This window comes from Pseudomonas sp. NPDC089401, assembly GCF_044749485.1.
In the GTDB taxonomy this organism is placed as follows: Bacteria; Pseudomonadota; Gammaproteobacteria; order Pseudomonadales; family Pseudomonadaceae; genus Aquipseudomonas.
The window spans coordinates 44,876-56,302 of sequence record NZ_JBIVIA010000017.1 but is presented as its reverse complement, the minus strand read 5'-3'; the positions used below and the strand labels follow the sequence as shown (position 1 = coordinate 56,302).

Sequence of the window (11,427 nt, the reverse complement as noted above, 5' to 3'; positions counted from 1 at the left end):
CGCTGTGTTCGCGGGCTTCAAAGGCTGATGCCTTTCAGGCACTCCACCAACCGTTCAGCCGCCGGCGACAGGCTGCATTCGCCGCGGGTAATTACCCCCAGCTCCCGCTCCAGCCCCGGTTCATCCAGCTGCCGGCGCACCAGCCGCCGCTCGCCGTCATCCGCCGACTCCGGCAGCAGGGCAATCCCCAAGCCATTACGCACCAGTGCCAGCACCGTGGACATGTAGTTGGCCTCCATCGCCGCCCGCAGTCTCAGCCCGCGCTCGCGGAACACCTGCTCGATCTGCGCCCGCACGCTGCTGTCGCGCCCGGTCAGGATCATCGGTTGCTCGTCCAGGCAAGCCAGGTGCAGGTCGCCACTGGCCAGCGGGTGGTCGGTGGGCAGGAACAGGCACAGACGATCATGCAACAGCGGCGCGAATTCCAGCCCATGGCCCAACCCGGCACGCACGCCCAGGCCGAAGTCGACATCGCCATCGCGTACCCGCTCGATGATGCGCTCGGCCACCAGGTCACGCAGGCGCACCTCGATGCCGGGGTAGTCGCGGCGAAACACCGCCAGCCGCTCGGGCAGGGCGCCGGCACACAGCGAGGGCAGGGCGGCCACGGTCACCACGCCGCGGCGTATCGCCGCCAGGTCCTGGCTGGCACTGACGATGTTGCCCAGGTCCAGCAGCAGTTTCTCCATCGCCGGCAACGCCTCGCGCCCGGCAGCGGTCAGCGCCACATGGCGCGGGCTGCGTTCGAGCAGGGCGACCCCGAGCCAGCCTTCGAGCTGGCGAATCTGCACGGTCAGCGCCGAGGGCGACAAGTGCAGGTCGTCGGCGGCGCGGGCGAAGTTGCCGCGCTGGGCGACCGTGAGGAAGGCACGGATGTGCTGCAGAGCATTCTTCATTTTGTTTTTTCGAATGTGCCTGGCGTTAAATTGCAATTTACACGCATGCCGGCCCATCCCGATACTCGGGGCAACAACAAAAACAAGCCGGAGTCTCCCATGCTCGCCCTCTACGGCGTCATTACCATCCTGTCCCTGCTCGTCGCGGTGATGAGCAAGCGCATCTCGCCCCTCGTGGCGCTGATCGCCTTTCCCGTCGCGGCCGCACTGCTGGCCGGTTTCGGCCTGCAAACCAGCGGCTTCATCCTCATCGGGATCAAGAACGTCGCCCCGGTGGTGGGCATGTTCATCTTCGCCATCCTGTTCTTCGGGGTGATGACCGATGCCGGCATGCTCGACCCGATCATCGACCGCATCCTGCGCGCCGTTGGCACGCGACCGACCCGCATCGTCTGCGGCACCGCCTTGCTGGCCTTGCTGGTGCACCTGGACGGCTCGGGCGCGGTGACCTTCCTGGTCACGGTGCCGGCGATGCTGCCGCTGTACACGCGCCTGGGCATCGACCGGCGGGTGCTGGCCTGCGTGGCAGCGATGGCCGCCGGGGTCAATTTCCTGCCCTGGACCGGGCCGGTGCTGCGTTCCTCAGCCGCCCTGCATGTGCCGGTGGCCGACCTGTTCCAGCCGTTGATCCCGGTACAGCTGATGGGCCTGGCGTTCGTCTTCGCTTGCGCCTGGTGGCTGGGCCGGCGTGAGGAAAAACGCCTGGGCCTGCTGGCCGGCAGCGACATCGCCGCGCCCCAGCGCGTGCTCACGGACGAGGAGCAGACCCTGCGCCGGCCACGGATGTTCTGGCCGAACCTGCTGCTGACCGTGCTGGTGATGGCGGTGATGATTGCCGGCTGGGTCGACCCGGTGGTGGTGTTCATGCTCGGCACGGTGGCCGCGCTGTGCCTGAACTATCCGCGGGTCGACCAGCAGCGCGCGCGTATCGACGCCCACGCCAAGACCGCGCTGACCATGGCCAGCATCCTCCTGGCTGCCGGCGTGTTCACCGGCATCATGCAGGGCACCGGCATGCTCAAGGCCATGGCCGAAGTTGCCGTGCAGCAGATCCCGCCGGGCCACGGCAAGCTGATCCCGGCGCTGGTGGGCTTCCTGTCGATGCCGCTGAGCCTGTTGTTCGACCCGGATTCGTTCTACTTCGGGGTGATGCCAGTGATAGCCGAGGTCGGCCGCTCGCTGGGCGTGGACCCGGTGCAGGTGGCCCAGGCCTCGCTGCTGGGCGTGCACACCACGGGCTTCCCGGTCAGCCCGTTGACCCCCGCAACCTTCCTGCTGGTAGGCCTGTGCAAGCTCGACCTGGCCGACCACCAACGCTTCACCTTGCCATTTCTGTTCGCCGCGTCGGTGCTGATGACCCTGACCGCGCTGGCACTGGGAGTCTTCTGACATGAAAACCTTGCGTATCGGTGCCGGCGCCGGCTATTCCGGCGACCGCCTGGAACCTGCCGTGGAGCTGGCCCGCGACGGCCAGCTCGACTACCTGATCTTCGAATGCCTGGCCGAGCGCACCATCGCCCTGGCCCAGCAGGCCCGCCTGGCGGACCCCGAGGCCGGGTTCGACCCGTTGCTGGCCACACGCATGCGCGCCGTGCTGCCTTATGTGCGTCAACCTGGACGGCGCCTGCGCATCATCAGCAACATGGGCGCGGCCAACCCCCGTGGCGCGGTGCGCCAGGTGCTGGCGATCGCCGCCGAGCTGGGCCTGCACGGGCTCAAGGTGGCGGCGGTGGAGGGCGATGATGTGCTGGCAGTGCTGCGCCAGCACCCCGAATGGCCCCTCGACAATGGGCAGCGCGTGGCTGACCTGGGCGAGCGCCTGGTGTCGGCCAATGCCTACCTTGGCGTCGAGGGCATCGTCGAAGCACTGGGTCAGGATGCCGACGTGGTGCTCACCGGCCGCGTCGCCGACCCGTCGTTGTTTCTGGCTCCGCAACTGCACGCGTTCGGCTGGGCGGCGGATGATTGGCTGCGGCGCGGCCGTGGCACCTTGACCGGGCATCTGCTGGAATGCGCCGGACAGGTCAGCGGCGGCTACTTCGCCGACCCGGGGGTGAAGGACGTGCCCGACCTGGCGCGGCTGGGCTTCCCCCTGGCCGAGATCGATGCCGACGGCCACGCACTGATCACCAAGGTTGCCGGCAGCGGCGGGCGCGTCGATGTGGCGACCTGCACCGAGCAGCTGCTTTACGAAGTGCATGACCCGCGCTGCTACCTGACACCGGATGTGGTGGCCGACTTCTCTGCCGTGCGTTTCGACCAGCAGGCGCCCGACCGGGTCGCGGCCAGCGGAGCCAGTGGTACGCAGCGTCCCGATCAATTGAAAGTGACGGTGGGTTACCGCGACGGCTGGATCGGCGAGGGGCAGATTTCCTATGGCGGCCCCAACGCCGTGGCCCGCGCGCGCCTGGCCGGGCAGGTGGTGGAGCAACGCCTGGCGCTGACCGGTGTCGCGGTCGAGGAGCTGCGTTGCGAGCTGCTGGGCGTCGATTCGCTGCACGGCAGCCGCTTCGGCCAGCCGGGCGAGCCTTGGGAGGTGCGCCTGCGGGTGGCCGGGCGCTGCGCCAGCCGTGCCATGGCGCAAGCCCTGGCCAACGAAGTCGAGACGCTGTACACCAACGGCCCGGCAGGCGGTGGCGGTGCCACCCGACAGGTGCGTGAGGTGCTGGCAGTGGCCAGCCTTAACCTGCCGCGCGAGCTCGCCATGCCCTGTGTCCACCTGGAGGTATGCCCATGACTGTGTTACTGCATGAACTCGCCCATACCCGTACCGGGGACAAGGGCGATACCTCGAACATTTCGCTGATTGCGTTCAAGGCCGAGGATTATCCGCTGTTGCTGCGGGAGGTGACGGCGGAGAAGGTCGAGGCCTGGTTTGCGCATCTGCGTGATGCCAATGCGGGGCCGGTGCGGCGGTATGAGATGCCGCAGTTGCATGCGTTGAATTTCGTGTTGCCGGGGTTGTTGCGGGGAGGGGTGACGCGGTCGTTGGCCCTGGATGCCCATGGCAAGTGCCTGGGGGCGGCATTGTTGAAAATGGAAGTGCAGCGTTAGGCATCAAGAATGCCGGGGCTGCTTCGCAGCCCTTCGCGGGCAAGCCCGCTCCCACAGGTCTGCGCATGACCTGTGGGAGCGGGCTTGCCCGCGAAGGGCCGCGAGGCGGCCCAAACGGTCAGAACTGGTACTCCAGCCCAGCACCGGCATACCAGGATCGCCCCGGCGCCGCCTCGTAATACCGGCCATTGCCATCCCCGACAATCACCGACCCCACGTACTGCCGATCCAGCAGGTTGTCCAGGCGCACCAGCTGATGGAATGTCCACGGCCCCACATGCTGTTCGAACCGGGTCCGCCAGTTGAACACCGCATAGCTCGGCGCCGCATGCTGGTCGTTGGTGTCCTCGACATACACCTGGCTCCGATACTGCCCCTCGATCCCCATGCTGATGCCGTCACGCGGCTTCCACACCAGTTCGCCGAACAGGCTGCTGCGCGGCACGCCGGGCAACTGGTTGCCCTTGTCGATGGTGTTGCTGCCCTGGGTAAACGCCTCGTCATAGGTGGCATCGAGCAAGGTATAGGCCAGGTTGGCCTGCCACTGTTCGTTCAGCTCACGCTGCACGCTCAGTTCGAAGCCGCGCCGCAGGGTCTTGCCGGCATTGCGATAGCTGGTACGGCCATCGGTGGAGGCGGCGACCACGATCTCGTCCTTGGTGCGGATCTCGAAGACCGCCGCATTGATCCGCGTGCGCTCATCCGGGCGCATTTTCAGGCCCAGTTCGTACTGGGTGCTGGTGGCCGGCTCCAGGCCGAAGTTGAACCCTTCCAGTGCGCCCGGCGCATAGGCCATTTCGGCCTGGGTCGGGGTCTCGAAGGCCTTGCCGGCGCTGATATAGCCATGCAGGTCGGGGGTGAAGGCGTACATCACCGACAGGGTCGGGGTGGTGCGCTGGTACTTCTTCGAGCCGCTGGCATCGCCGTTGGCCAGGTAGTGGTCGTCGACCTCCATCTCCATGCTGCTGTGGCGCAGGCCGGCGTCGAGGGTCCAGCGGTCCAGCTCCCAGTGCGCCTGCACATAGGGGTCGAGGCTGGTGGCGGTGTCCTTTTCGTCACGGCGCAGCTCGCCCTTGACGCCCAGGGTGTCGCCGCTGAAGTTCTGGTAGCCGCGGCGGTCGTCGCGGCTGCGGTCGTAGTCGGCGCCGAAGGTCAGGGTCAGGTTGCCGGGGGCGGCGCTGATCGGCTGGATCCAGCGCAGGGTGCCGCCGTGGAACTCGCGGTCGAAGTCGACCACGCCGCCGCCGCGGTTGTTCGGCGCGGTGCCCTTGGGAATCGACAGGTACTGGATGACGCTGCGTTTGCCGGCATACAGGTTGAACTGCAAGGTGGCGTCGCCGAAATAACGCTCGTAGTTCATGCCCAGCTGCTGGTGGTGGATGCTCTTGCGCGTGTCGTACTGTTCGGCGCGCGACGACACCGAGCGTGGGTCATGCTTGTAGGCATCCCAGGTCTGGCCCAGGGGGTCTTCGGTGCCGTTCTGCTCCAGGGTGCTGAAGATCAGCGCCAGGCGGCTGTCCTCGTCAGGCTTGACGTGCACCTTGGCGAAGGTCTGGTCACGGCGCGCGGCGCTGTGGTCGCGGTAGCCGTCGGTGTCCAGCCGCGAGGCGTCGATCAGGAAACCGGCCTTTTCATTGCCGCCTTCGCTGTAGACGTGGTTCTTGTTGAAGCCATCGCTGCCGAAGGTGGTTTCGGCACCGACCTTGGGCGGGCCGGACCCGTCGCGGGAAAACATCTGGATCACGCCACCGGCATTGCTGCCGTAGATGGCCGAGGCCGGGCCGCGCAGGACTTCGATGCGGTCGGCCACGTCGAGGTTCAGCGAGGCGGCCTGGCCCTGGCCATCGGGGGTGCTGGCCGGGATGCCGTCACTGATCAGCTTGATCCCGCGGATGCCGAAGGCCGAGCGGGCGCCATAGCCGCGCGAGGAAATCTGCAGGTCCTGGGCGTAGTTCTGGCGGTTCTGCACCACCAGGCCGGGCACACGGTTGAGCGCTTCGGACAGGTTCACGCCGAGTTGGCCGTCGGCGATCTGCTCGCGGCTCACGGTGTCGATGGAGTAGGGCAGGTCGAAGCTCGGGTTCGGCGCGTAGGTGCCGGTGACCACCACTGGTTCCAGCAGGTTGAAGGTGGTGGCCGGTTCGGCCTGGGCGAGCGGGTACAAACCCAGGCTGGGCAGCAGGGCGATCAGGGCCTTGCGGCGAAAAGGGGGGTAATACATGCAGCTTCCTGCTTGATGAGCGGTCAATCAAGCCGAACCCTGTGGGAGCGGGTTTACCCGCGAAGGCGTCGGCAGGCCCAGCGTCGATGGCTGGTATGACGCATTCGCGGGTAAACCCGCTCCCACAAGCGAATCAGCAGATTGCTGAAAAGTTCGGATCAGGCCTTGGCGGCCATGGCGGTGACTTCCACGCGCATCTCAGGGTAGGCCAATGCCGCCACACCCACCGCCGCACGGACCGGCCACGGTTTGCTGAAGAAGCGCTGGTAGACCTCGTTGAACGCGGCGCGGTCGGCCATGTCGGTGAGGTAGATGGTCAGGTGCATGACCTTGTCCATGCCGCTGCCGGCCTTTTCCAGGGCGACTTTCAGGGCCTGCAGCGTGCTTTCGCTCTGCTGCACGATATCGCCCAGCACCAGGTTGCCGTCGGCGTCGGTGGGAATCTGGGTGGTGACCAGGATGCCGTTGAACTCGGCGACGTCGGAGGAGATCGACTCGGCGTCGGAATCCGGGGTGTAGATGATGTTTGCCATGGGCCTTTTGCCTTGCAACGGAAGGATTGAGGTTCGCCTTACTTTCAGCATCCATCTGCGCAGGCCTTGATATTACTGGGTTAGCGCTTGCTGTAAGTGCAATATACCCCCAAACTCATACCCTGTAAATGGGCCGAATGTGGTGGTAAGCTACCCCTGGCTCATACCCCCATGGCAGTGCGGATACCACCACCTTGAACCAAGATACCCCAGTCCCTCAAAAAGAGCGGGCCGGCAGTGATGCCGCTGTCGCAAAGCTGGTCGCTCCGGGCAAGTACAGCACAGGCGCTGTGCCTGGTCTGTTTGTGAAGGTCACTCCCACCTCCAAGACGTGGTGCTTGAAGTACCGCATACGAGGCGTGGAAAACACATTCACGATCGGCGCGTGGCCAGGCATCAGCTTCGCGAAAGCTTGTGCTCTTGCTGAGGAGGCTCGCGCACAGATAGCTGAGGGTGTCGATCCGTTGAAAGCCAAGAAGGCAGCAGCGGAAGCGCAGTTGGAGCGTGAGGGGTGGACATTCGAGCGGGTGGCCAAGCAGTGGTTGGCAGGGCGGGGCGACTTGGCCAAGAAAACCTTGCTGAACTACCGGACCACGCTCGACCTGCACCTGTTGCCAGCTCTTGGCGCAAAGCCTGTGCACGAGATCACCTGGCGCCACATCAGTCGGTTGCTGGTTGATCTCGGCTCCCGTCCCACCGCTGTAGCCCACGCGCGGGTGACCATCAAGCAGATACTGGATTTCGCCGTGGACCTGGGTGCGGTCGACGACAACGTCGCAGTTGGGCGGGGCAAGACTCTGGTCAATGCGCGCAAGACTCGCCACCATCCGGGCCTGCAGACCACCGACGAGCTGCGCGAATACTTCGGTCGGGTCATGGATATGGCTCCGCCTGATAAGCCTGCGACGTGGGCGCTTTGGCTCCTGCCGTTACTTGCTGTGCGACCGTCCGAGCTGTGCGGCATGAGGTGGGAAGACATCGACTTCGAGCAAGCACAGTGGAGCTTTACACCAACGAAGACGGGACGCCGGCTAATCGTGCCTTTGGCCAGTCAGGTCATTGGTCAGCTGAGCCTTATCAAAGAGCGCCGCGGCATGGCTGCAACTGTGCCCACGCCGTTCGGGCTTGGGGGTAGGGTGCAGCGACAGCCGGAGCAGGGTGGGTGGGTGTTCGCGTCCGACCGTAGCCCCTCGGTGCACCTCAGTCCGACCACACTGCTGCTCGCCATCCGCGCCCTCGGGTACAGCGAAGACGAACTGACTGCACATGGTTTTCGGAGCACACTGCGCAGCATTGGGCACGAAGTGCTCGAGCTGGACCCGATAGTCTTAGAGCTGAGCCTTGGGCATCGCCAGCCGGGGCCGCTAAAGGAAGCATACGCCCGCACGCAGCTGCTGCCCCAGCGCCGAGTGGCCATGCAGAAGTGGGCCGACTTCATCGAGAATCTGTGCTGGGAGGCAAGTAACGGGGTGTCCAGGTCTGAGGCTGAATCTGCGCTTGTCGGATTATAGAGGGGCGTGGTTTGTCGAGGATCTTGGGTCTTTGGCGCGGCTGCACAGCTGAATTTTATTAGGTTTCGGGTCTGTTTTATTAGGTTGCTGAGCACAGGTAATAAGGCTCGGAGGCCCGGCACAGAGCGGTCGATTGTTACTTTTATTAGTTTTATTAGGTTTTCTACTAGAGAGAGAGAGAGAGAGAGAGAGAGAGAGTGCAGGTGTACACTGAAAATCGCATAAGCGTAATAACGCTGTGCTGGTGGCGGCGCCAGGAGCCGGGTAGGTCAATTTGGGTAATAAAACTAATAAAAGTAACAAGGACCGCTCTAGGGTGCGGGTTTGAGGCTTTGTTAGTCTCGTTATTAGTCTCGTTATTAGGTTGGTGCCATCCCTGACCCCTAGATTCATGATCGCCCCTTCAGTGCCCGCTGCACTGTGCTGACGCTGACGCCCATCTTGTCGGCCACCTGCTGGTAGGTCATGCCGCTGTTCTTGAGTTCCACCATCCTGGCGTCGTCGGCCTTCTTGGCTCGCCCCTTGTACTTACCTTCTCGCTTGGCGCGCTCGATGCCGAAGCGCTGACGGTCACGTATCAAGGTCCGCTCAAACTGTGCGACGGCGCCCAGCATTTGCAGCATCAGGGTATTGATGCCTGCGTCGTCGCCATTGTCGGCAGCCTGGAAGACAAGGCTCTCCTTGTGGAACTTGACATCGACACCCTTACTGTTCAGCTCTTTGACCAGCGCCTCCAGGTCGATCAGGGAGCGCGCCAGGCGGTCAATGGAGTGGACATGCACCGTGTCACCAGATCGGGCCATGCGAAGCATCTGTGCCAGCTGCAGGCGATCAGTGGTGCCGCCACTGGCGTGGTCGACGAACTCATCGTCCAAGGCGACGCCATCCAGCTGGCGGTCGGTGTTCTGGTCCTCAGTGGAAACCCGCTTGTATCCAATGTGCTTTGCCTTGGCCATGGTCCACCTCGATCTGGTCATTAGGGTCTAAGACATTAACAAGGTGGTCGATATAGACCTGAATAGCAAGGCTGGAGCCAGCGACAAGATGGTCATCCGACAGATGGTCATTAGACAATACCCTAATGACTATATTGAAGTGATCGAGGGGGTCAGGTCTTCGGCGCAGCCTCTACCAAAAAGAGGGGTCATCCCAAAAGCTGTGGGTCTGCATTAACAAAGGTTGATTGATATTGCTGAAACGCTTCATATTCAGCGAGATCGGCATCGACGACGGGGCTGACTAGCTGGCAGCGCAGGGAAAAGTCCTCCAGGGGCAGAAAGTCGACCGTCCCGGGTGCCATGCTCCGGTTGCGCATCGTTGTGAACATATAACTAGAGGTGTGAAATTTCCAAATTTTTCCTAAATTTCTGACCAAAAATCCAAGCCCTAACCCCACACTCAGCCCGCCTAAAACCTGTGCCCAAACAGTTAAAAATTCAAACCCAAATTAATCCCAGCTTGAGAACGCAACTTAAAATCACCTACCAAAATCAGCCGCTTACATAAATCATTAATTAAAATAAACCCACATCACTGTGCCGTTCGCAAACGCAACTACACGGAAACTTCGACACGCAACTAAAACAAGCCATGCAATAATCATGCCGTTCGTCGGAAAGTTATTGTATAGACAACCAACTTATATACAGTTGAGTGCACTTAACGGGAGGTTCCCAACCATGGACCAGCCAGCCAGTGTCACCGCCGCCGTCACCGCCACGCAGTTGGCTGACCTGTGCTCTGTCACTCGCAGCGCGCTGTGCCACCACGACGACCTGCCTTCCCACTTCATCACCCGCATCGGCAAACGCGATCAGCATGTCTACGCGTTGAGTGACCTGGCCGCCTTCGCCTACGACCAGACTGCCCACCTCACAGAAGCCGAGTGCCGTTTGCGCCTGGCGCTGGCCAGACGTACCGAGCCTGCCCGTACTCGCAGCGGGAAGTTCGGACCGTTCTACCTGACCGAGAACCCCGACGGCACGTTTGCCATGCGCCGCCAGCTCGACCTCGCCGACCTCACCTTTCAAGAACAGCGCGACCTGCGCGTCGCCCTCACCCAACAGGAGCAACAGCCATGAACTTCTCTACTGCACTCGCCATGCCTCTGCCACCTGTGCTCAGCACTGAACAGCAGGCCAAAGCTGATGCCGCCCACGCCGCCACCATGGCGCTGGCCGAGGCACTGATGCGCTCGCCCCTCATCCAGGGCAACGACACCATTCATTGATTACCAGCCGCCGTGCTGGTGGAGTAGACAACCGTGGCATTTTCCGACCTGCTAAGCGCCGAGAACGTCGGCAACCTGATGCAAGACCCGAGGATGATGCTCGGCCTGCAGCTCATGGCGCAGGGGCGTCAGGGCTCCAGCTCGCAAGCGCTGGGTCAGGCCGGCAGCCAAGCTGCTGTGCTCTTGCAGGAGCAACGCCGGGCACAGGAGCTGGCTCAGTACCGCCAGCAGATGACCGCCCTGCAGCAACAGCAGCAGGCCATGGCCATGCAGGCCGCCCAGGCCAAACAGGAAGCCCAGCAGCGCCAGCAGGCCGCGTTCGCCGACCCAAGCGTACAGGCCCAGCTCGGGCCGCTCGCTCGCACCCTGGCCGCGCAAGGCCTCGACCCCGAAGCTGTGCTGCGCGCCAACGCCAACGACGCCCTGCGGGCTCACCGCGCCGCCACGCTGCAACAACAGCAAAGCCAGTTCGATACCCGCCAGGCACATCAAGGTGGCGGACAGTCGTCCGAGCCACGCACCCCCGCACCGCGTCCTTACATTGACCAACCCATCGGCAACAACCAGATGCAGCGGTACAAGTTCGACCCGAGCATCAACGACTACGCCCCTTGGGGTGAGCCGTTCAGCCAATACAGTCCAGGCCGCAAAGCCAAGCCCAAGTCCGGTGCAGACGGTATGGTTGACGCGATCTTGAACGGCACCGAGCCTGGCGACAAAGCTGTGCCAGATGCCAGCAGCCTGCCAGGTACCGGCAGTCTCCAGAGCTACGCCCCGCAACCGCAGGCCCCGGTCGGCGTACTGCCGATGGCTGCAGCCGGTGGCGGCGCTGCGAAGAAGCCAGCCCCGAAAGCTGGCACCCGCGTGCCCGGCCAGGCGCAGATCGCACGCCCGCTGACCCGAGCAGATTACGACGCCTTGCCAGCCGGCGCCCCCTACGTTGATCCAGTGAGCGGCAAGACCGCTACTAAGCGAGGTTAAC

The 11,427-nt window shown here is 63.6% G+C and carries 11 protein-coding genes; 7 read left to right on the top strand and 4 right to left on the bottom strand.

Annotated features, from left to right (window positions below; all coding sequences use genetic code 11):
- Positions 1 to 17: 17 nt before the first annotated feature.
- Positions 18 to 896, bottom strand: coding sequence for a LysR substrate-binding domain-containing protein (locus ACIP21_RS26905; protein WP_400694392.1), 879 nt, complete (start codon positions 894 to 896; stop codon positions 18 to 20).
- 99 nt (positions 897 to 995) lie between these two features.
- Here ACIP21_RS26905 and ACIP21_RS26900 point away from each other — a divergent pair, with 99 nt between their 5' ends.
- Genes ACIP21_RS26900 through ACIP21_RS26890 form a run of 3 tightly spaced genes read left to right on the top strand, consistent with a single transcriptional unit; the run spans position 996 to position 3,950 of the window.
- Complete coding sequence (locus ACIP21_RS26900) at positions 996 to 2,285, top strand: CitMHS family transporter (RefSeq protein ID WP_400694390.1); 1,290 nt, start codon at positions 996 to 998, stop codon at positions 2,283 to 2,285.
- A gap of 1 nt (position 2,286) precedes the next feature.
- Entirely contained in the window at positions 2,287 to 3,633 is a 1,347-nt protein-coding gene (locus tag ACIP21_RS26895) for an acyclic terpene utilization AtuA family protein (protein ID WP_400694389.1), read from the top strand.
- 2 nt (positions 3,634 to 3,635) lie between these two features.
- Positions 3,636 to 3,950 (top strand): hypothetical protein, encoded by a 315-nt coding sequence (locus tag ACIP21_RS26890; RefSeq protein WP_400694441.1) that lies wholly within the window; start codon positions 3,636 to 3,638, stop codon positions 3,948 to 3,950.
- A 118-nt stretch (positions 3,951 to 4,068) separates the two neighbouring features.
- Here the strand turns inward: ACIP21_RS26890 and ACIP21_RS26885 are convergent, their stop codons facing one another.
- Both ACIP21_RS26885 and ACIP21_RS26880 read right to left on the bottom strand, forming a co-directional pair.
- Positions 4,069 to 6,171: a TonB-dependent receptor family protein gene (locus ACIP21_RS26885; RefSeq protein ID WP_400694387.1), complete on the bottom strand. Its 2,103-nt coding sequence runs from the start codon at positions 6,169 to 6,171 to the stop codon at positions 4,069 to 4,071.
- A 158-nt stretch (positions 6,172 to 6,329) separates the two neighbouring features.
- A complete protein-coding gene (locus ACIP21_RS26880) occupies positions 6,330 to 6,704 on the bottom strand; it encodes a RidA family protein (protein WP_400694385.1) in 375 nt (124 codons plus the stop codon).
- A 194-nt stretch (positions 6,705 to 6,898) separates the two neighbouring features.
- Between ACIP21_RS26880 and ACIP21_RS26875 the strand changes: the two genes are divergently transcribed.
- Positions 6,899 to 8,215 (top strand): tyrosine-type recombinase/integrase, encoded by a 1,317-nt coding sequence (locus ACIP21_RS26875; RefSeq protein WP_400694384.1) that lies wholly within the window; start codon positions 6,899 to 6,901, stop codon positions 8,213 to 8,215.
- A 389-nt stretch (positions 8,216 to 8,604) separates the two neighbouring features.
- On the opposite strand, the gene ACIP21_RS26870 is transcribed toward ACIP21_RS26875, so the two are convergent.
- Positions 8,605 to 9,171, bottom strand: coding sequence for a recombinase family protein (locus ACIP21_RS26870; RefSeq protein ID WP_400694382.1), 567 nt, complete (start codon positions 9,169 to 9,171; stop codon positions 8,605 to 8,607).
- Between the two features lie 723 nt (positions 9,172 to 9,894).
- Here ACIP21_RS26870 and ACIP21_RS26865 point away from each other — a divergent pair.
- The 3 genes from ACIP21_RS26865 to ACIP21_RS26855 are packed head-to-tail and all read left to right on the top strand — an operon-like array spanning position 9,895 to position 11,426.
- Entirely contained in the window at positions 9,895 to 10,296 is a 402-nt protein-coding gene (locus ACIP21_RS26865; RefSeq protein WP_400694380.1) for a hypothetical protein, read from the top strand.
- The gene (locus ACIP21_RS26860; RefSeq protein WP_400694379.1) at positions 10,293 to 10,445 is read left to right on the top strand and encodes a hypothetical protein; all 153 of its coding nucleotides are present in this window, start codon (positions 10,293 to 10,295) and stop codon (positions 10,443 to 10,445) included. The genes ACIP21_RS26865 and ACIP21_RS26860 overlap by 4 nt, the downstream gene beginning before the upstream one ends.
- Positions 10,446 to 10,478: 33 nt before the next feature.
- Positions 10,479 to 11,426, top strand: coding sequence for a hypothetical protein (locus ACIP21_RS26855; protein ID WP_400694377.1), 948 nt, complete (start codon positions 10,479 to 10,481; stop codon positions 11,424 to 11,426).
- The last annotated feature ends 1 nt before the right edge of the window (position 11,427 follow it).